The sequence below is a fragment of the Robertmurraya sp. FSL W8-0741 genome, from assembly GCF_038004005.1.
Taxonomy (GTDB): Bacteria; Bacillota; Bacilli; order Bacillales; family Cytobacillaceae; genus Robertmurraya; species Robertmurraya siralis.
Genome location: NZ_JBBOQG010000001.1, coordinates 2,819,107 through 2,839,165 on the forward strand (window position 1 = coordinate 2,819,107; position 20,059 = coordinate 2,839,165).

Sequence of the window (20,059 nt, forward strand, 5' to 3'; positions counted from 1 at the left end):
GATGAATCTCCTTTTAAAAACTTTTCTACTTAAGATAATGTAATCACTTCATATTTAGAAGATAACTCAATAAAGTGTTGCATACTGCTGATTTTTCCAACCACTAACTTCTTCTCTAGTTCATAGTAGTCGACGCATGTTTTACAGGCTAGAACGTCAACACCTTTCTTCTCCAGTTCGATTAAATGAAGAGAAACGAGAGAATCCTCTGTTAATGTTCGTACACCCCTATTCATACAAAAAATGGCCTTAGGTAACTCTTCCTTTTGCTTAAGAATGGTAAAGAAGGTTTCTAAAATTCCCTCTCCTAATTCTGCTTCCCCCTTCCCAAGCTGATCAGATGAAAGCAATATAATTTTATTTTCCATTAATTTTCCCCTTCTTAAAAGTTTTCTTAATTCGATGATAAATAGCTATAAATCAAGATTAATTCTCACATTTTCAAATTTTAACATTTAATCATCTAGTATATTCATTCATTTTTTAGATAGAATCAATAAATATTTATCTATTTTTTGAATGTGCAGTTGAGTAAAATAGGAATTTCTTGAACGAATGGAATTTAGGAGATAGTGTAAGTTCCTTCTACTTTGAAGTGATAGGTAAGGCCTCCTTAACATTGTATGATCTTATGAAAAATAGAACGTCCCTCCTTCCTGCTTTGTTTTACAGTTCAGAGGGAACGAAATCGATTTATGTTCGCAAATAATGTTTTTCGCCGTCGAAAACAGGAATTTCATCGTTAGGTAGATACCATTGTGTTTGAAGATGAATGTTGTGCTTTTTTAAAAGCCTATGTAACTCCTCCATATACACACCACGCGTTGGATCACAGGAAGGGCTGCTTTGTATAGCGAGTGAACCGACGATTTCATATCCCGCACATGTATATTCTTTCAATTGTTCAATAATAGGCAGTAATATTTTTCGACAATGAGTGCGATATTCTTCATTATTGTATTCTTCATATGTCATCGATGGTCTGTCTAAGCCTAGAAAAGTAAATTCCGGGCATGGGAGCTGCAGGACACCTACTCCTTTTTTTTCAATCCATCGTAAAGCAGAAGGAATCGCACCAAGTGCTCTTGCTTCATCATCAATGACTGTGTTTTGATTTAAAATACAATGGGAAGATAGCAATATTTTCTTGCTACGCTGCATGTTTATTCGCTCCAATATGATAGACTTTTAATAGATAAGGGAGTTTTGAAACAATAAACATAACGAGCAGACATGTGGCAATTTTATCAAGGAAGTTTCCGGTAACTCTTGATATGAATGTTGAAGCAAATACGCTTTCCCCTGAAGCTCTTAGCCATAAAACGATGACATCCATTCCGCTGCCATTCAGACCACCGAAGACAGCAACTGAAATGGGAGTGCCAATCAACGGTGCAATAATTGCTAATATCATTCCAGTTATTAATGCAACATACCACTTCATGAAATTAAATTTCCTTGCCATAAAGCCAACGACAAGTGCGACGGCAATATTAACAATTCCGAAAAATATCGCCGATGGTGATGAGGTTACACCTAATACAAGATTGGTTAACAAACCAACAAGTGCTCCCCACCATGGACCATATAAAACTGCCATCAATACTGTACCTATTGTGTCTAGAAACAATAATGGTATTTTCAATCCACTTACGACGGTTCCTAGCACAACATTTAATGTAATACACATTGCTCCATAAGTTAAAATCAATGGTTTTCTTTTGTTCATATCTCTTCTCCTCCTATTCAAAATATATCATCAATCGGAGAACGTAAGGATAGTTTAAATCGATATGAACGATATGTATTAATTGAAGAAATCTATTCGAAACTTGTGAAAATGGTTTAAGCAATTATTTCAATCGATAGTTAACAAATTTATATTACATTTTTACGTATAATATACGTTGCAATTCCAATCAGACATTTAGTCTTTAATAATTAACCCGAGTAAACTCGCAAATTGTAATGCCTGATAAGTTGAGACTTTACAACCTCTCATATCCTTCATATCAATAATTAACTGCTCAAATGTCGAGGTACTGATATCAACCCCTTTTAATGAAGTTTCACTAAAATTAGCTCCTTCTAATTGACACTCATGAAATTCCACATTTTTAAATTTGCAGTTAAAGAAATCAATCCCTTTAAGCGAACTATTTTGATAGATGGTCTTTTCCAGTTTCGAATCAGCAAATGAGCCAAATCAACACTGACATTGACAAAATCTTATTTTTAAAGGGCTCTTCCTTATTATCTTAATCTTAAATTGCAAGGGAAGCGAATCTTAAAACGCTTTAATAGTAACAATGAACCAGGATCAGTTTGATTTAGCCATTATTCCCTAGCAGCAAATTTACTACTTATTTTTAAATATATACTGACCTTAAAACAAAAAATCTGCCCACACTAAGAAGGACAGATTCTTATTCATACATAGATACTTCTAGAAGCAAAATTACTCACAACGCAGAATTCTCTTTGTTTTGTTAAAACGTCCGCTAGCTTCACATAGCTGTTAATCCACCATCAACAACATATTCAGCTCCAGTGGAATAGCTTGATTCATCAGAAGCCAAGTACAACACGAGACTTGTCACTTCCCTAGGTTGAGCCATTCGGGCAAGCGGAACCTGTTTCGCATATTCTTTAATCATCTCAACGGCATCACCTTCTGTTACCATTGTTGTTTCAATTATTCCAGGATGCACCGAATTTACTCTAATTCCCAATGGAGCCAATTGAAGAGATGCTGCTTTTGTCATCCCGCGGACAGCAAATTTTGTATCGGTATAACCTACTGCACCTCCAACTAGCCCGTTAATGGAAATTTCTTTTATAGAAACAGATCTTTACTTATTTTTACCGGAAGGAGCAAGAAAAAGCAGTTAATAACCTACTAGACTCTTATAAAAATTCTAGCTGTTTTAAAATGCTAGAAAACTATCCTTTCATTATTTTAACAAGTGCAAGTACTTTGCTCTCCCTTACTGCTTTTCTCTCATTAGTTTTTTATCTCTATCCAGCTCTTCCTGTGAACTGCTTTTATCTTTAATGAAAAAAGAAATAATCAGCCCACTAAGTGTGAGGAGCGCCACAACAATGAATGCTACATTAGCCCCATATATGTCAGGATTTATAATTTCTCTGCTAGCTGCCGACCTTTCTGATGTCGTCATAACTGTGACAAGTATTGCTGTTCCGACAGAAGCAGCAATTTGTCGCATCGTGTTATCCATTGCTGTTCCATGAGGGATTAATCGTTTAGGCAATTGATTTAAGCCTGCTGTTGCAATAGGCATCAAGACCATTGATAAGCCAAACATTCGAATGCTGTACATAATCGTTAAATATGTTATTGTTGTCGATGTATCTAAACGAATAAAAGCAAATGAAGAAATCGTTAAAATAATCAAACCTACCATCACAAGTTTCTTGGCACCAAATTTATCAAAAATTCTTCCCGAAACCGGAGACATCAATCCAGTTATTACTGCCCCTGGTAGCAATGTCAGGCCCGCTTCAAAGGCGCTGAAATCACGCATATTTTGCATATAAAGCGGTATGAGTGTTTCGACTCCTATCAGCCCCATGAAAGCAATCATTCCAATTGCTACAGCAAATGGGAAAATCGAATATGTAAAGACACGGAACTCGAGCATCGGATGCTTTAGCTTTAATTGCCGGTAAATAAAAATGACAAGTGACACTACTCCTATAGTCAGAGATAATATCGTGATCATTGTAAACCAGCCATTATTACCTGCCGATGTAAATCCATATAGCAAGCCACCAAAACCGAAAGATGAAAAAATGATTGATGGAATATCAAGCTTTGGCTTTTGCACTTCTGTAACATTTTTTAGAGCGAAAAACGCGATAATGATATCAATAATTGCGATAGGCAAAATAATATAAAATAGCACCCGCCACGAATAATGTTCCGTTACATAACCGGATAACGCCGGCCCAATTGCCGGTGCAAATGAGATTACCAGTCCAATCAGCCCCATTGCTGCTCCACGTTTGTTGACAGGAAAAATCATTAAAAATACCGTTTGCATCAAGGGTAGCATTACGCCAGCACCAGTGGATTGAATGACGCGACCGACTAATAGCATTGGAAAATTCGGGGCAATAGCTGCGACAAATGTGCCCACTGCAAATACGCTCATCGCTGTTATAAATAGCTGTCTAGTCGAAAAACGCTCTAATAAAAACGCACTAATTGGAATCATAATGCCGTTAACTAGCATAAAGACAGTTGTTAGCCATTGCGCGGTATTAGCTGTAATTCCCATCTCTTCCATAATCGGCGGAATTGCTGTAATCATTAATGTTTGATTTAATATAGCAATAAACGACCCTGCAAGTAACAAGATAACAATTGTTCTTCTGTTGAAATTTAAATTTTGCATAACATACCTTCCCTCTTGCTTTAGATTACTTTATAAAGAATACATGATTCGGTACCAATATTCTATTAGTTTGTTTCCAATTTAATGAAATTTAAGAGCAGCTTTGTTTACAGACATTTTGTAACAGCAAAAACAAAAAATGGATTAAAAACAAAAAACAGCAGGAACAGTTCCTGCTGTTGGATTGGTTATATTTCAAATCATGTAGAAATTGTATGACTTGCTTCATGCTTATCTTTATTCATTACTTTACGGAGGTATGGCAATACGTAGCGATCTAATCCGTATTTACCAGCATTATAGCCTGCTGCTGCAATAAATACTCCCATGATGATGTCTGTTGGGTTATGAGATACAGTGCCGGAAAGCATGAATGAGAAATTCATCACGAGGGCAAAAAATGCTGCTGCTGTTGTTAAACAGCCAAGTATCAAACCTAAACCAACTAATAATTCTCCCCAGGCAACGAGAGTGCTAAATAAACCTGCATTTGGAACGGCAAAGCTGTCCAAAAATGTTACCCAACCACTATACACTGCTGAACCATCCGGTCCCGTAACAGGGTTGGCAACTGCTCCCTTTAAAAAGCCACTTGCATCAAATCCTCCTGTAATTTTGCCCCATCCTGCTGTCATCCATGCCCAACCAAGATAAATACGCACGACCGTTAAAATAACTGCAACAATATTGTTCTCCCTTAATAATTTACCAATCATAATAAATCTCCCCTTATGCAACTTGCTAATATTATTTTCTTTCTACTTAAAGATTAGCATTAAAAACTAAGAAATACATTATATTGTGATTTTATTCACAAATTTGATACAAAGTTATGGCAGACTTTTGAACATGGTTCATCAATAATTTAATGTGTAGGAAAACTTATCTTTTTTCTTCTAACTTGCATATATCGATAACATTTTTGTTGTTTTCTCTCATACACTTTATGTAGAGGTGATGACTGTGGCGAGGGTGAAATATACGGAAAGCGATGTAGCCTTAGTGGCAAGAATGATGCGGGCTGAGGCTGAAGGGGAAGGTCGACTCGGAATGCTTATGGTTGGCAATGTTATCGTCAATCGACTTAAAGCGAATTGTTTAGACTTTAAAGATTTAAGAACGATTTCACATGTTATTTTCCATGTTCAAGGAGGAAATTATTCCTTCGAAGCTGTACAGAAAGGAAATGTTTTTTATAATCCTGCACGTGCTGTTGAAAAGAAATTAGCGAAACAAACTTTAGAATTTTGGAGAGAACATCCTTCCAAGTATGCATTATGGTACTTTAATCCGTATGCTCCCTGTCCACCTACATGGTATGATCAGCCATTTGCAGGACAATTCAAACAACATTGCTATTATGAACCACAGGCAAATACATGTGATAGTGTATATGCATGGTAAAAAATCGCCAGCGGCAGCGACTTTTACCTTCTGCAAATACTTTAATTATAGTTTTCTTTCCAAGATGAACTGCCCGTTGTTTACGGGCAGCATTCCTTTAATCCTTATTCATCTGCTTACGTACATAAATACTTGCCAAAATTACTGCGCCAGTGAGCAAAGATGCCCACCATGAGAATTCAAAAGAAGGACCGATTTTGGGCAGAAACTTGACTGTTAATAAGATCAAAGCCATACCGATGGCTCCAATGAGACCAGCTTTCATTACCTCTTTCCATTTGCTTTGTTTTTCCTTAAACAAAGTGCCCTCAATCAACTTTAAAATATATATTATCGTCACAATCACAAATGTGGCAATGACGAATGCAATCACGATAACAGTAACCGGATATACAGTTGAATTAACTGCTGTGAACGGGGACAATACTAAGAAAAGAAAACCTCTAATTATAAGCAGCCAACCAACAATATTGGCAACAATCCCACTAATGAACGGGAACAGTTCTCGTTTCTTAGATTTTGGAAGCTGCTCGATAATTTCATCTGCATACCCTTTTAAGTCATCACCAAATATATCTTTTCCTGTTTTTCCTATCTGCTGCCCTTCAAGTAGATGATCAAGTAATTCCATTAATATTTCTTCTGTATGCAATTCGGAAAGTCTGAACTTAAGTCGGATATAAATTAATAAATCACTATAATATGCTTCATTTTCTGGAGTTAATAATTCTCTTTTGCGATTGTTCTCTTCAACCAAAGCTTTAACATTCATAACTGGCTTCCTCCCCCTATCAGCAATTCATTGACTGGTTTTGATAATTGAGTCCATTCTTCGGTTATTAGTTGCAATGCCTTTTTCCCTTCTTCCGTCAAAAAATAATATTTGCGATTTGGACCGGATTCAGAAGGCTGCATTTCTCCTCTAATTAAGCGGTTTTTTTGAAGCCTTAATAAGATCGGATAGATTGTCCCTTCACTAACATCTGCTAAGCCAATCTGAAATAATTTTTGCGAAAGCTCGTAACCGTACACAGGCTCTTTCTCTATCACTGCCAATACACATCCATCTAATATCCCTTTTAACAACTGGCTTCTTATTGACATTGGCATCATCCTTTCCTTGCTAGTTTGTAATGCAAGATAGCATGGTATTAAATAAAGCTATTTGGTAAAACATAATAGCTTTTCAAAAAAAAACTAACTTGCAATACATAATAGTCATTTTCAGTGTAGCATCGTTGCAATTTTTTTGTCAAGATATCTTTTAAATGCCACTAAAATTGCTTTCATTTCGTTTAAATCTGTCGTTTGATCAAGTCCATGCACCATCTGGAAACAATAAGAAAAATTATAGAAAATTGGAGAAACAAATATGATAAGGTATAAGCAAAAATTCGTCTCAGTGAATCTCTCACTGCAAAGATATGTTGGTGTTGAGATGAAAAAGCAGTGAGGTTATCCCCACTGCCTTCTCTCTATTTTAAGCTGAAATAGTTTGCCCTGCTTCGTTCTTGCCTTTCCCTGTTAATTTACGAAGATATGGTAATACGTAGCGATCTAAACCGTATTTGCCAGCATTGTAGCCAGCAGCTGCAATAAATACGCCCATAATAATGTCTGTAGGATTATGAGATACTGTCCCAGATAACATAAATGAGAAATTCATAACAAGCGCAAAAAATGCAGCTGCTGTTGTTAAACAGCCAAGAATAAGTCCTAAGCCTACGAGGAATTCACCCATTGGAATTATGAAATTAAATAATCCTGCATTTGGAAGGGCGAAACTTTCAAGGAATGTTACCCAACCGCTATAAACTGCTGTTCCATCTGGACCCATTACAGGGTTTGCAACTGCACCATTTAAAAACCCACTTGCATCAAAACCGCCAGTTAGTTTTCCCCAGCCCGCTGACATCCAGGCCCAACCTAAATATATGCGGACCACTGTTAAAATCCCTGCAACAATGTTGTTTTCTCTTAATAATTTACCAAACATAATAATCTCTCCTTACTAAGGTATAAATGATGAATATATAATAATTTCTTTCCTGTGAAAAGATTAACATGTCTAATCCAACAAAAACATAATATTGTGTAATAGTTCACAATGTTGAAACAAAACTATGACAAATTTTTGAACATCTAAACTAAGCTATTTTTACTTCTTACAATTTCATATTTAAGATTTTTATTAGACCGACAATTATGAAACAGATTGTTAGAATATGTCTTTCCTTTGACGCCACTTCATAAGAAAAATAGCTTCAGCAAGCAATTGAATACAACTGATCTAAGTAATTTACAATTAATGGAATTGAAAGTTGTAATGAAAAAAGTTGAAAATATTCGTGAATCAATATAGTGATTGAGGCCATGAATGCAGATACTATATAAGAGAACTTTAAGGAGTTTAAAGATAAATGGAGAAACAATTTAGCTTTAAGTGATTTGACTAGTAAATAAGGAAAGGAGACTTTTTATATCCTGATAAGTTTTATGAGACCTATTAATTTTAGTATCCTTATTTCGTGCTCAACTGACGAACCTGTTAATTAATACCTATATTAAAATAAGGAAAATACGGAGATATAAATCTACAGCATTCCCCAGAAAAAACTGATTTTAGCGGTAAGAAAGAATAGAATCATCCCTATTATAACCACCTTAATGATTTGTTTTGGAGTCTGATACAATATAAATATTGTGGAAATCCAAAGTATCAATTCTAGAGTATCCTTGATATAAATATACCAATTTCCAATCCCAAATGCCTGTCTAGAAATGAACATGATTATTATTGCAGAAATTGAAGTAGCCATTATTCCCTTACCTTTTGCATACCAGCATACATAAGCGAATAATGGCGAAATAATAGTCATGATTATCCAAATTGTCATATATGATTTAGGGAAAAATCCAGCGATCATAATAGTATATAGATAGTAGCTACTTACCAAGCCTGCAAAAAACAAAAAAACATTTATTCCGGACCTAACAGGTGTTTTGCTATACACAGATATTAGTATGGCAAGGAAAAGCCAAATTCCCATACGCGAAAAAAAATTCCGTAAATCTAACACTTCAAGAAAGTAAGGTAATAAATTACTTGCAGTTTCATCAAGAACTTTGGAGACTAATCCTAAAACAACTCCTGCAATAAATATTAAGACAGAGTATAACAATTGTCTTGATTGTGATATTTTTATTGGTCTGCGAATCTCATTTAAAAACTTTTCCATATATTCCTCCAAGGCTTACCCAAACAAATTCTAAAGCTATTTTCCAATTGTAGCTGCTCAACTATTTCTAGAGCTTCCTGCATTTAACACTAACAATTTAAAATGCATAAAATGTTATTTCAAAAATAAACTATTTCATAGAAATCTTCAAGATAAATTGGTCAAAATAGCCATCATATTCACAAAAAAGACAGGAAATTTATCATTTATTTCCTGTCTTTACCCTTTCAAAATGATTATGGCCATTACACTTCTAGCAATTGTCGCTCTTCAATTGTTACTTTTATTTTTTGCGTTTCCTTCTTTTCCAATAAGCCAAGCGTTTCGGAAGTATTCGTGTGAACTGCTTGCAACAATGCTTGATCTTCCACAAGTGATTTCCCATACGATGGAATCATTTCTGTAATTTTTTCGTTCCATTTTTCTTTATAATCAGGAAAGCATTTCTCAATAACCTCGAGCATAACATGAACTGCAGTCGAAGCACCTGGAGAGGCACCTAGCAATGCCGCAATTGAACCATCTTCGGCGTTGATCACTTCCGTTCCAAATTGCAAAGTTCCTTTGCCTCCCGTTTCAGTATCCTTAATTACTTGAACTCGTTGGCCAGCAACGATTAAATCCCAATCCTCCGATTTGGCAGTCGGGATGAATTCACGAAGCTCTTCCATTCGTTGTTCTTTTGATAACAGTACCTGTTGGATTAAATACTTCGTTAATGGGATTTCTTTTACCCCTGCTGCAAGCATGGTTAACAGATTATGGACTTTTAAGGAAGTGATTAAATCCAACTTAGAGCCTGTTTTCAGAAATTTCGGCGAAAACCCTGCAAAAGGTCCGAATAATAATGACTTTTTATTGTTAATGAATCGTGTATCAAGATGTGGAACAGACATTGGTGGTGCTCCAACCTTTGCCTTGCCATAAACCTTTGCATGATGCTTTTCAACCACTTCCGGATTATTACAAACCATAAATAATCCGCTTACAGGAAATCCGCCAATATGCTTTCCTTCAGGAATACCTGATTTTTGCAGGAGGTGAAGACTACCTCCCCCGCCACCGATAAAGACAAATTTCGCTGTATGTCTTTCAGTCAGGCCGTTTTCTTCATTTTTTACTTTTAATTCCCACTCGCCATCATCCGTGCGATTAATATCTTTAACACAATGATTATAGTTAATCTGTACATTTTGTTCCTTTAAATGTTGAAACAGCATCCGAGTTAAAGCCCCAAAGTTTACGTCCGTACCTGAATCGATTTTCGTTGCTGCTATCGGGACATTCAATTCGCGCTCTTGCATAATGAGCGGTATCCATTCTTTTAACTTATTGGGATCATCGGAAAATTCCATTCCTTGAAAAAGCGGGTGGTTTGATAGCGCTTCAAAACGTTTTTGTAAAAAAGAAACATTTTCTTCTCCTTGCACAAGGCTCATATGCGGTAACGCCCGAATAAAATTTTGTGGATTTTTGATCAACCCCTTCTTAACTAGATATGACCAAAACTGCATAGAAACTCTAAACTGTTCATTAATATTAATGGCCTTGCTAATATCAATTGTTCCATCTGGCTTTTCAACTGTGTAGTTTAATTCACAAAGTGCCGCATGACCAGTCCCAGCATTATTCCACTCGTTAGAACTTTCTTCACCTGCAGAAGCAAGCTTTTCAAACACTGTAATGTTCCAATCTGGCGCTAATTCTTTTAAAATGGTTCCGAGCGTAGCACTCATAATTCCAGCACCAATTAAGATAATCTCTGTTCTTGTTTCCCCGTAGCTCATGTTTATCGGACTCCTATAATTCGCAGAAAGAATGATAAGCACAGTACTTAGACTTACCTCGACTCTGGATTTATTATTATTTAATGATAGTTTATCAGAATTTTTGATAGATTAAAATATTTATTTACTATAAGTATAAGTAAAACCTAATAATACTTGATAATTCGTAGAAATGGAAGACTTAAATTAAAGCGTTTACATATTTTTTCCTAAAAATTTACAATTGCTTAATGTAAAACAAGGATCGAATTATTAGCCTAGAAAAATATCAATAACTAGAATCAAATTTTTATTGCGGAAGTATGATTTCAAGTGAAAAAGTCGAGAATGTAAATGTCTCTCTTTATCATTCTTGAAATATTGAGCGCCACTAATCATTTAATTAGTCGTTATTTGAGGTTTACCCTAAGGGAATTAGTGATACCGCAAAGTTTGACATATGTTAGATGGTGCAAAACAGCAACTTGAGTTAGAGCGACTTTAACCAAAATTATTCAATGTCTGGTTATATATTTTTATTAAATTTTTAATACCATATAAGGAGGAAAATGAAAAATGTCTTTAATCGGAAAAAAAGTATTACCATTCACAGCACAAGCGTATCACAATGGAGATTTTATCACTGTAAGTGATGAAAATTTCAAAGGGAAATGGAGTGTTGTTTGTTTTTACCCTGCAGATTTCACATTTGTTTGCCCAACTGAGCTTGAAGATCTGCAAAATGAATATGCTACATTAAAGGAGCTTGGAGTTGAAGTATACTCCGTTTCTACAGATACTCATTTCACACATAAAGCTTGGCATGATCATTCAGAAGCAATTAGCAAAATTGAGTATATTATGATTGGTGACCCCTCACAAAAACTCTCTCGTAACTTTGAAGTTTTGGATGAAGAAGCAGGACTTGCTCAACGCGGCACTTTCATCATTGATCCAGATGGCATTGTTCAAGCTGTTGAGATCAACGCTGACGGCATCGGACGTGATGCAAGCACATTGGTAAACAAAATTAAAGCGGCCCAATATGTACGCAACAATCCAGGCGAGGTTTGCCCGGCAAAATGGCAAGAAGGCGGAGAAACACTGAAGCCAAGTCTTGATCTTGTAGGGAAAATTTAAGGAGTAATATCATGTTATTAGAAGCAGATATTAAAGCACAATTAGCTCAATATCTTCAGATGATGAAGGGTGACATTCTTCTTAAAGTGAGTGCTGGAGATGACCAAGTATCCCGCTGACTATTTAATTCGTAGCTAACAAGATGGAGAGGATTAATGTCTCCCTGAAATAATTTATAGAATACTGATTATATGATTAATAAACATCTTTCCATTCTGCGATATTTTCTTGATCATGATTTGCGTTCCTTCTCCATCTTCTACAACCTCAAGAGAACCTTGCTTCAGATGCCCGCCCTTTGAAAAAAGAATTGATGAACTGAACCTCGAATTACCATCATTGCTGTTGACAAGCAGGAAGGTAAATGAATTGAAATGATGTCAAAAAAAAATAAAAATTATAGAACAATTGTCTACATAGCCAATGATTTTTCAAAAGTAATCGAGCATTTGTCAAATCCAGATACTAAGTTGGAGCGTTTTAACCACCAAATTATATAACAGGACCTTAAACATAGTACATTCTTCACTATTCTCTCTTTCTTTCATGATTTCCCTTCCATAACTAGTACTATTTTAATATACTATGTGTAACATGATATAAAATTGGAGGTTTACTAAGCTTGTGAAAGGAGAGGTACGATGGAGTTTTTACCTTTTGGAGAATCTCTGAGAAATATACGCAAAAGAGCCGGTTTTAGTCAAAAGGAACTAGCTTCTGGCATATGCTCTCAGGCCCAAATTAGTAAAATCGAAAAAAATATCGAAATTCCTTCAGCACTGATACTAAATGAAATTTCTAAAAAACTTGGTGTTGATATGAACTATTTTTTTGAAATTCAGCAATCTCACAAAATTGAATTTATAAAAGAGTTCAAAAGTAAAGTTTGGAATTTAAAAAAGCAAAAAAAATACGCAGAGCTGCAAAAACTAATCTTAAAAACAAAAAAAAATCCCCTTTTTCAGGATGGAGAAAATCTAAAATTTCTAATATGGCATGAAGCGATTTGTCTTCATTACGTACAAAATAAATCCTCCGAAGCGGTTGACCTATTAAAAAAAGGACTTCAAATTAACCCTTACGAAAAAGAAGAATTTTTTAAAGAAATTGATATACAAATTATAAATAGCCTTGCAGTTCTACAAAAAGAATTAAAGATGTATGAAGAATCAGAGGCCAATTTCCAAAAAGCTTCTGAACTTCTGAAGTACATTCCGCAGTTATCGGATAATACAATTGAGTTAAGAAGATTGTTCGGATTAGCACAGCTATATACGGATACCGATAGGTTTGAGGAATCTCTCTCTGCCTGTATAGCTGGAATTAAGCTCTGTAATGAATTAGAGACCCTTTATTTATTAGGGCATCTCCAATATCAATTGGGAGAAAATTATGCTAAGCTTGGCAAGATATCTGAAGCAAAGAAAGCATTTAATAAAGCATGTCTGATTTTCCAACTCCAGGACAACTCGTTTTATGTTAAGCTAGTTAAAGAAAATGAAGCTGAACTAATAGGGAAAAGTCATTAGATTTTTGAAGTAAGAGGTGTAGATTTGAAAATGTTTAGTCTTGGTCAAGCAATAAGGGAACTTAGACAAAAAATGGGATTAAGTCAAAAAGAGCTGGCTTCTGGTATATGTAACCAAGCCCAGATTTCAAATATTGAAAAAAATAATTATACCCCATCAGCAATGCTGCTAAATCAAATCTCCACTAAGTTAGGCGTGGATATGAATTATTTTTTTGAAATGCAAGAATCCTACAAAATCGAGTATATTAGCAATAGTAAGAAATATATTCGTCAACTAGTACGGAATAGAGATTATGAAAATTTATATTTCACGATCCTTTCTGAAAAAAAACATCCATACTATCAAGAGAAAGAAAATTTACAATTTATTTTGTGGCATGAAGCCATTTGCATTCATTATGTGAAAAATAATTCAAAGTTAGCCTTTGAGATGTTGGATGAGGCTCTTCACATAACGAATAATAAACGCTACTACACAGAACAAGAAATGGAAATCCTTAACAGTATTGCCGTAATCAAGCGAGAAACAGGTTTCTTTGAAGAGTCCGAACAACTGTTTCGGAAGGCGCTAAAAAAATTATGCGAAATCCCTAAAATAACAAATCATTTAATTGAACTTAAACTCCTATTTGGGTTAGCCCAATTGCTTACAGATATTGAGAATTATGAAGAGTCATTACACTATTGTGAAAAGGGAATAAAGATTTGCAATCAAGCTGAAATTTTATCAATATTAGGCGAGTTCCTTTATCAACGCGGTGTAAACCTTGCAAGATTAGGAAATTGCGAAGAAGCTCGAAAATCATTCGAGCAATCAATTCATATATTCGAAATTCAAAATAATACTTTTTTATTAGAAAGTGTCAAAGAAAATCAGGCAGCACTATTAGGGGAAAAAATTAAGAATGGATCCGCACAGGAATTCCTGCGAGAATGAATAAAAGGGAGCTTTTCCTCGTGAATAATCGAATAAGCCTGCGCCTTGCTTATCGAAGGGCGATGGTTAAAAAGGATAGACAAAGAGGTAAGAATTCCTCAGTGTCTATCCTTTTTATTCGGGCTATTCATTTTTCACAAAGCTTCCCGTATTCAGCCATTCAAATTGACGGTGTCTAATCTGGAACAAAATCATCGGATCATAAAATGTTTCCGGATTGGATTTGAAAGATTGCAGTTCTTTTTCATACAGTTCTTTATCTCTCTCTAACTGCTCGACCGTATTTTGCAAAGCGTGGATTGGATTGCTGAAAAACATGGAAATGTCACGATCTAAAGAACGCTCAAAAATATCAAGCTGCTGCAAAAATCTCTTTGTAATCAATTTTGTTACTTCAGTGAAATCTTCATGTTCAATATGTTTTTTGTATTGTCCTGCTAAAAATCCTTTATTTTGTGATAAACCACCTAATAGTTTACCAGCACTCTTTAGTAAAAATTGTGTTGGGCTAAACCGTAAAAAGAAATTTTCTTTTTCATAGGAGATAAAACTAGTCATGCGTTCCATATCACGCTTCCAATCATTAAGGACTTGAAAATCACATTCCATCTGCAATCGATCTTCCCCTAGCAATTGGTTCAACCCATCTGACATCTCATCCAAAAATTTCTTGCTTTCAATAAACTCTAATTCCGATTTTTTTACCCATCCTTGAAACTTCTTCTGAAACAATGGCTGCACTGTTTCGTATAAATATTGCTGAACTCGCTCATTCATGGCCTCATTAATTTCAACATGTATTTTTTTGAAATCACTATTTTCAGTCACCAAGTCAGAGCAACTCTTTAAAATTTCTGGGATCTTTGACTCAATACTATTTTTAATATCCTCTTTATTCAGCGCAAAAGATTTCTTGATTACTTTATTCTTTGCAAATTTTAAATCATCAAGCTGATGTACTGCCCCGTTTAATTTTGAAAGGATTTCCTTATGCCAATTAATATTGGTTTGTAGCTGCTTCTTCTGCTCTTCTTTCTTTTCTAATAACAGATCCAGCAACTTTCTAATTAATTGCAACATGACTTCATAGCGTTCCACTTCATTAAATTCCTGTAAAAACAGTTTGATATCATCATCATTTTCAATTTTTACTGTTTTTCCATCCCATTTAAGGAGTTCGGACATATTAATCGATTCATCCTCCCCCCAATTAATAATATCAAACAAAAGCTGTATACTCTCTTCCATAGACCTTATTGAAACAGGCTCACGACTTATAAAAGCTTCCGCACTTTCAACTACTTCCCTATCCAATGTTGTTGGAAAATAATCATTCCATGCTAAGATTCCACCATTTACAAGAGGAGCATCTTCTAAATCAACGATTCTTACCCAATTTTTAAATAAATCTGGGATCAGATTTTCGATATCTTTAATTAAAAACTTACCGTTTATTAAAGTAAAGAATACCTCGCGAAAGAGCTGCTTCGTTTCCTGCCAGCGCTCCTGTTCACCCGCTTCCATTTCGTTAAACAGTTGATTCAAACTTTGCACCCAATCTAAGAGTTTGCCATCTTCCTCATACCTCTTCCATAAAGAGGAAAGTAATTGTTCAAAATGCGCTTGGCTAAAGTCCTTTAAAATCATTAAGCTTTCTTTAAAATATTCAGGTGGTAATTCTTTTGTATACCCTTCTACTACATAGGATTTTAAGATTGAAAACCACTGTACTGACTTTAATCTTATTCCCTCTTGAACAGCTAGCTCAACTGCACTTTTCCAATCTTGATTTTCCTCATAAAATCTTCGAGCTGTTTCCGTTACTTTAGGATAATCTGGATTAATCGAAACGACCCATTTTATAATATGGTCTGCCTTCACTAGATTTCTAATTTTTGTATATAAAGAAAATAAATGCAAACCAATTTCGGAGTTTAAGACAAGGGAATCTGTCACAATGGACGTATAAAGCTTTTCACCCTCTGAATAATAGCCTAATTGAACATATGCATCCGCCATATTCTTTTTTGCCCATGAGCTCAATTCGTTATTAACATATTCCCATTTATATATAGCTGCCTCAAAATCCTTATAATGATAATAAAGCTCACCTTGTGCATAACGGATATTCGATAGGTCAGCCTCATCTTTTCTTTGTTCTTCGGCAAAAAGCCCACCTAAAACTTCCATTGAATTTTCATATTTATCTTCACTTAGAAATTGTTCAAAGTATTGTCTGTTTTTTAACATTTCTTCTAAATTCATAGCATCCTCCGAAGAATGTATTTTTAAAGCGAAGTCGATCTTAGCTTTACCATCGACGTTTTTTCACTATTCCTTACTCTACCATGATAATTTAGCAAAGGACTATATGAGAAAAGTAGCAATCTTGCGCATCGTTTCTTAAAAGACTATGGGACGATCTGCTCTTTTCCCAAAAAAGTTAATTGCCAAAAACACTTATCATGGTACAACCTTTACGATTCTGGAACTTTCTACCTCCCCTTTATAAATATTGGCTCTTTTATGACTATATGTCGGGTCATTTGTCATATTTCTATTGAATTTGAAACTTTTTTTATCAAATTAAGAACAAATGTCACTACTTTGTTCTTAAAAAAGCAGGACGGATTATGTTAAGGTTATTCCATTGCAAACAACAAGGAGGTAGCAGCATGAATACAATTATAAAAAGACTAGTAACAACAAGTGTTGCTACTTTAGTATTTCTATCGATACAGAGTGGCATCACTTTTGCTCAGGAACAGGATGAAAACAAATTAGAAATATCAAACGAGGGAAATTCGGACATTCAAAATGACATTCCCTTTTCAGCTATAGAAAACCCTGATAAACCAATTAATGAAGGGATATTAAAAGAGACACCCGGATATAAGATTTCATCAAAGGAAAAAGACTTGCTGGCTCGTTTAGTTGAAGCTGAAGCAAAGGGTGAATCGTTTGAAGGAAAGGTTGCTGTCGCTACAGTTGTACTAAATCGAGTCGATTCAAATCAATTTCCGAACAGCATCACGAATGTCATTTATGAAAAGGTTGGCAATGCTTATGCTTTTTCTCCTGTTCAGAATGGAGAAATTAATAAACAAGCATCAGAAGAAGCGACTCAAGCGGTTGAAGAGGCATTAAAGAGCCCAGACCGTTTAAATAATGCGCTCTATTTTTACAATCCAGAAATTGCAACAGATGATTGGATTCGTTCGCGTCAAATTGTTAAAAAGATAGGCAACCATGTTTTCGCAATCTAAATTTATATTGAAAAAGACGGTTCGTCGTAAAATGATGAGGCGTCTTTTTTTGACGAAAACTACCAACATCAAGAATATAAAGCGCGTTTATACTATCTACATACCCCACTTTATTTGTTTAAATTGTACCATTTAAACGTTTCTGAATCGACTAAAAAGCTTTCCTTCCAAAGGTCATCACGACCGCAGACACCGAGTGGGAAATCGAACGTTCTTGAATGACACAATCGGATTATGTGTGCGTTTACGATGCGGATAACCAGCCTGAGCCTCAAGCACTTCGCTTTCTCATTGAAACTGCGGAGGAACGGCAAATGCTGTAGGGACCGTCGGCTATTAAAAAAATCAATGAAAAAGCCAATATGCAGACAAGAATGAATGATATTTCGCATAACCATCTCTTCTTCCCTATGATATGATAGGATTGATTAGTTTTATATGAGGAGAATGTTCATGTTAAAAAAGCTGCACCATTTATATGCTCAATCACTCTTGTCCTCTACTACTCCTGATTTCCGTAAATATGAGCATTATTACTGGTTTTATTCTGATACTGAAAGCGACTGGTTAGGAATTCCAAAAAATGAGCTAGCTCATAAAGAATTAACCATCTTAAAAACGTTGTATCATTTATATGATCCTAGTTCACGCACTACTCTACAGCAAAGCTGGTATGATTTTTTATTTTCAAATGGAGAACTACCCTATCAAACAAGTAACGAACCGATACGACTGATCCATTTTAAGATGAAGAAAATGGACTGGGAAAAGGAAGATGTAGAATCTGCATTGAAAAACTTCTTTATTGCAAATATTTTCATCGTGTGGGTAGATGAACTAGAAGGAGTGATCCTCGAAAAGCTAGGAGAGCATAGTTCGACGAAAAGCAATTTAAGCTCGCTGCTTTCCAATTTGGAATCTGATTTATTTATCCGAATGTCCATTTATGTCGGAAAACCTCACGAGGTCGATGCTACTCTTCCAAACCATTTCTTACAAGAACGAAAATGGTTCAAAGAAGGACTTCATGCCCTTCCTTCTGAGCGAATTTTCAATTTTGAAAAAGTCTTTCCTTTTATCTTAGTTGAACAAATGTCGCACGAGCTCAAACAACATCTTTTGGCAAACTTCTCCCTTTTCAATGAAGATCGTGAGCTTCTAAAAACGATTCGGATTTTTATCGAGTGCAGCTTCAACGTTTCACTCACAGCAAAAAAAATGTACATTCATCGCAATACTCTCCAATATCGAATTGAACGCTTTACGGAAAAAACGGGGATTAACTTAAAAGACTATCATCAGGTATCAACAGTCTATTTTGCCTGCTTGCTCTTTAGCCAAGATGATTAAGGGATGGACACCGTCATATTGAACATAATTTTTAAGTATTGATTTTTTGTAAGACATATGAAAATTATACTATTGCATATCACGTTAATGTAGATATTGTTTGATTTAGACTATCCTATTTTCTGTATATTTTGGAAAGCAGATAAACGAACGAATAACTTTTCTTACCTTCCTGCTTATTTTCAGTTCGACTCATAAATTCCTTCTTTAGCAAGTGGGGATTACTTATAACCTATGAATCATGAGCTTCTAATTAACATATTTATTAAAAATAGTTAACAGTTTCATTCCTTGAGGCATGGCTTTTCCCTAAAAATAGGTGTTTGAATTAATACAAACTCATCACTCCTTTCATATTGTATTAGTGAATCATTAAATGAAAGGGGAATAAATCATGCATTGTAAACAACCATCTCAAGTATTACCTGCGATTGTACACCCAACTAAATGTTGCACAACACATTCTTTTAATAACGTTGTACAACCGCATATTCATCCATCTCACACAACACACGTAAATCATACTAATATTCAGAACCAACATTATTTTCCTCATACTCAATCTGCAGTAAATCAAGTAACATCTACAAACATGAATATGGGGCAAGGACCTAGTGTTGCTGGAGCTTTCATGCCTGGTCCTGGACCAATGCCCGGTCAAGTAGCTGGTGCATTTGCTCCTAACATGCCTGCTCCTGGCCAAGTAGCTGGTGCATTTGCTCCAAATATGCCTGCTCCTGGTTCGCCTGGATTCCGTAAACCAGGATTTGGGCGTTAAGAATTAGCAAAACACTCCTAATCTAGAGGACCCACCTTAAATTGGTGGGTCTTCTGATTAAAGGGATACTTACAAACCATTTAGACTTGAAGATTGACGTATGCGCAACAGTTTTATAATATATGAAGTGGAATCATGACCATAAGAGGTTCATAGCTTCACCCTCTATAAAAAACTATGGATACATGATACTTTCCATGTCCATATTGGACATGGTTTTATTTTTTATT

At 35.3% G+C, this 20,059-nt stretch carries 18 protein-coding genes, 3 pseudogenes and 1 riboswitch; of the genes and pseudogenes, 8 read left to right on the forward strand and 13 right to left on the reverse strand.

The annotated features are described in order from the left end of the window. Positions 1-29: 29 nt before the first annotated feature. The 7 genes and pseudogenes from NST02_RS13645 to NST02_RS13675 form a co-directional block, all read right to left on the reverse strand. A complete protein-coding gene (locus NST02_RS13645) occupies positions 30-368 on the reverse strand; it encodes a DsrE family protein (RefSeq protein ID WP_095313411.1) in 339 nt (112 codons plus the stop codon). 325 nt (positions 369-693) lie between these two features. Further along, positions 694-1,161 (reverse strand): CD3072 family TudS-related putative desulfidase, encoded by a 468-nt coding sequence (locus NST02_RS13650; protein ID WP_095313413.1) that lies wholly within the window; start codon positions 1,159-1,161, stop codon positions 694-696. Next, the gene (locus NST02_RS13655) at positions 1,151-1,750 is read right to left on the reverse strand and encodes a CD3073 family putative ECF transporter S component (protein WP_268951594.1); all 600 of its coding nucleotides are present in this window, start codon (positions 1,748-1,750) and stop codon (positions 1,151-1,153) included. Before NST02_RS13655 ends, NST02_RS13650 begins: the two co-directional genes overlap by 11 nt. 177 nt (positions 1,751-1,927) lie before the next feature. Further along, positions 1,928-2,200, reverse strand: a pseudogene (locus NST02_RS13660) (pentapeptide repeat-containing protein); the annotation flags it as partial. A gap of 307 nt (positions 2,201-2,507) precedes the next feature. After that, positions 2,508-2,828 (reverse strand): annotated as a pseudogene (locus NST02_RS13665) (SDR family NAD(P)-dependent oxidoreductase); the annotation flags it as partial. A gap of 159 nt (positions 2,829-2,987) precedes the next feature. Then, the gene (locus NST02_RS13670) at positions 2,988-4,418 is read right to left on the reverse strand and encodes a DHA2 family efflux MFS transporter permease subunit (protein ID WP_095313419.1); all 1,431 of its coding nucleotides are present in this window, start codon (positions 4,416-4,418) and stop codon (positions 2,988-2,990) included. 200 nt (positions 4,419-4,618) lie between these two features. Continuing rightward, positions 4,619-5,134 (reverse strand): DoxX family membrane protein, encoded by a 516-nt coding sequence (locus tag NST02_RS13675; protein ID WP_095313421.1) that lies wholly within the window; start codon positions 5,132-5,134, stop codon positions 4,619-4,621. A 247-nt stretch (positions 5,135-5,381) separates the two neighbouring features. Here NST02_RS13675 and NST02_RS13680 point away from each other — a divergent pair, with 247 nt between their 5' ends. After that, positions 5,382-5,822, forward strand: a complete 441-nt coding sequence (locus NST02_RS13680; RefSeq protein WP_095313423.1) for a cell wall hydrolase — start codon at positions 5,382-5,384, stop codon at positions 5,820-5,822. A 97-nt stretch (positions 5,823-5,919) separates the two neighbouring features. On the opposite strand, the gene NST02_RS13685 is transcribed toward NST02_RS13680, so the two are convergent. From NST02_RS13685 to mqo, 5 genes are all read right to left on the reverse strand, one after another. Beyond that, complete coding sequence (locus tag NST02_RS13685; protein WP_340949150.1) at positions 5,920-6,594, reverse strand: DUF1129 family protein; 675 nt, start codon at positions 6,592-6,594, stop codon at positions 5,920-5,922. Continuing rightward, entirely contained in the window at positions 6,591-6,926 is a 336-nt protein-coding gene (locus NST02_RS13690) for a PadR family transcriptional regulator (RefSeq protein ID WP_137744024.1), read from the reverse strand. Before NST02_RS13690 ends, NST02_RS13685 begins: the two co-directional genes overlap by 4 nt. 376 nt (positions 6,927-7,302) lie before the next feature. Further along, a complete protein-coding gene (locus NST02_RS13695; protein WP_095313430.1) occupies positions 7,303-7,818 on the reverse strand; it encodes a DoxX family protein in 516 nt (171 codons plus the stop codon). A 598-nt stretch (positions 7,819-8,416) separates the two neighbouring features. After that, the gene (locus tag NST02_RS13700; RefSeq protein ID WP_095313432.1) at positions 8,417-9,061 is read right to left on the reverse strand and encodes a hypothetical protein; all 645 of its coding nucleotides are present in this window, start codon (positions 9,059-9,061) and stop codon (positions 8,417-8,419) included. Between the two features lie 245 nt (positions 9,062-9,306). Beyond that, the gene (gene mqo / locus NST02_RS13705; RefSeq protein WP_408014801.1) at positions 9,307-10,881 is read right to left on the reverse strand and encodes a malate dehydrogenase (quinone); all 1,575 of its coding nucleotides are present in this window, start codon (positions 10,879-10,881) and stop codon (positions 9,307-9,309) included. 522 nt (positions 10,882-11,403) lie between these two features. Here mqo and ahpC point away from each other — a divergent pair. From ahpC to NST02_RS13720, 3 genes are all read left to right on the forward strand, one after another. Continuing rightward, complete coding sequence (gene ahpC, locus NST02_RS13710; RefSeq protein WP_137744026.1) at positions 11,404-11,967, forward strand: alkyl hydroperoxide reductase subunit C; 564 nt, start codon at positions 11,404-11,406, stop codon at positions 11,965-11,967. A 641-nt stretch (positions 11,968-12,608) separates the two neighbouring features. Further along, positions 12,609-13,496, forward strand: coding sequence for a helix-turn-helix domain-containing protein (locus NST02_RS13715; RefSeq protein ID WP_137744027.1), 888 nt, complete (start codon positions 12,609-12,611; stop codon positions 13,494-13,496). A gap of 30 nt (positions 13,497-13,526) precedes the next feature. Continuing rightward, positions 13,527-14,435, forward strand: a complete 909-nt coding sequence (locus NST02_RS13720) for a helix-turn-helix domain-containing protein (protein ID WP_235879497.1) — start codon at positions 13,527-13,529, stop codon at positions 14,433-14,435. A gap of 123 nt (positions 14,436-14,558) precedes the next feature. Here NST02_RS13720 and NST02_RS13725 read toward each other — a convergent pair whose 3' ends face one another. Then, on the reverse strand, positions 14,559-16,700 hold the full coding sequence (locus NST02_RS13725; protein WP_340949151.1) for a tetratricopeptide repeat protein: 2,142 nt from the start codon (positions 16,698-16,700) through the stop codon (positions 14,559-14,561). A 410-nt stretch (positions 16,701-17,110) separates the two neighbouring features. Here NST02_RS13725 and NST02_RS13730 point away from each other — a divergent pair, with 410 nt between their 5' ends. The 4 genes and pseudogenes from NST02_RS13730 (at position 17,111) to NST02_RS13740 (ending at position 19,829) form a co-directional block, all read left to right on the forward strand. After that, positions 17,111-17,701, forward strand: coding sequence for a cell wall hydrolase (locus NST02_RS13730; RefSeq protein ID WP_095314670.1), 591 nt, complete (start codon positions 17,111-17,113; stop codon positions 17,699-17,701). 233 nt (positions 17,702-17,934) lie between these two features. Continuing rightward, positions 17,935-18,078, forward strand: a pseudogene (locus NST02_RS23795) (glycosyltransferase family 2 protein); the annotation flags it as partial. 76 nt (positions 18,079-18,154) lie between these two features. Beyond that, positions 18,155-19,051: a PucR family transcriptional regulator gene (locus NST02_RS13735; RefSeq protein ID WP_170211318.1), complete on the forward strand. Its 897-nt coding sequence runs from the start codon at positions 18,155-18,157 to the stop codon at positions 19,049-19,051. A gap of 394 nt (positions 19,052-19,445) precedes the next feature. Beyond that, complete coding sequence (locus tag NST02_RS13740) at positions 19,446-19,829, forward strand: spore coat protein (RefSeq protein WP_137744030.1); 384 nt, start codon at positions 19,446-19,448, stop codon at positions 19,827-19,829. Positions 19,830-19,968: 139 nt separating this feature from the next. After that, a riboswitch (PreQ1 riboswitch) is annotated at positions 19,969-20,014 on the forward strand. Positions 20,015-20,059: the final 45 nt, after the last annotated feature.

Excerpts from the sequence above, each read along its gene's own strand:
- NST02_RS13645 (WP_095313411.1), bottom strand. The coding sequence starts at position 368 with ATGGAAAATAAAATTATATTGCTTTCATCTGATCAGCTTGGGAAGGGG.
- NST02_RS13650 (WP_095313413.1), bottom strand. The coding sequence starts at position 1,161 with ATGCAGCGTAGCAAGAAAATATTGCTATCTTCCCATTGTATTTTAAAT.
- NST02_RS13670 (WP_095313419.1), bottom strand. The coding sequence starts at position 4,418 with ATGCAAAATTTAAATTTCAACAGAAGAACAATTGTTATCTTGTTACTT.
- NST02_RS13675 (WP_095313421.1), bottom strand. The coding sequence starts at position 5,134 with ATGATTGGTAAATTATTAAGGGAGAACAATATTGTTGCAGTTATTTTA.
- NST02_RS13685 (WP_340949150.1), bottom strand. The coding sequence starts at position 6,594 with ATGAATGTTAAAGCTTTGGTTGAAGAGAACAATCGCAAAAGAGAATTA.
- NST02_RS13690 (WP_137744024.1), bottom strand. The coding sequence starts at position 6,926 with ATGTCAATAAGAAGCCAGTTGTTAAAAGGGATATTAGATGGATGTGTA.
- NST02_RS13695 (WP_095313430.1), bottom strand. The coding sequence starts at position 7,818 with ATGTTTGGTAAATTATTAAGAGAAAACAACATTGTTGCAGGGATTTTA.
- NST02_RS13700 (WP_095313432.1), bottom strand. The coding sequence starts at position 9,061 with ATGGAAAAGTTTTTAAATGAGATTCGCAGACCAATAAAAATATCACAA.
- ahpC (WP_137744026.1), top strand. The coding sequence starts at position 11,404 with ATGTCTTTAATCGGAAAAAAAGTATTACCATTCACAGCACAAGCGTAT.
- NST02_RS13715 (WP_137744027.1), top strand. The coding sequence starts at position 12,609 with ATGGAGTTTTTACCTTTTGGAGAATCTCTGAGAAATATACGCAAAAGA.
- NST02_RS13720 (WP_235879497.1), top strand. The coding sequence starts at position 13,527 with ATGTTTAGTCTTGGTCAAGCAATAAGGGAACTTAGACAAAAAATGGGA.
- NST02_RS13725 (WP_340949151.1), bottom strand. The coding sequence starts at position 16,700 with ATGAATTTAGAAGAAATGTTAAAAAACAGACAATACTTTGAACAATTT.
- NST02_RS13730 (WP_095314670.1), top strand. The coding sequence starts at position 17,111 with ATGAATACAATTATAAAAAGACTAGTAACAACAAGTGTTGCTACTTTA.
- NST02_RS13735 (WP_170211318.1), top strand. The coding sequence starts at position 18,155 with ATGTTAAAAAAGCTGCACCATTTATATGCTCAATCACTCTTGTCCTCT.
- NST02_RS13740 (WP_137744030.1), top strand. The coding sequence starts at position 19,446 with ATGCATTGTAAACAACCATCTCAAGTATTACCTGCGATTGTACACCCA.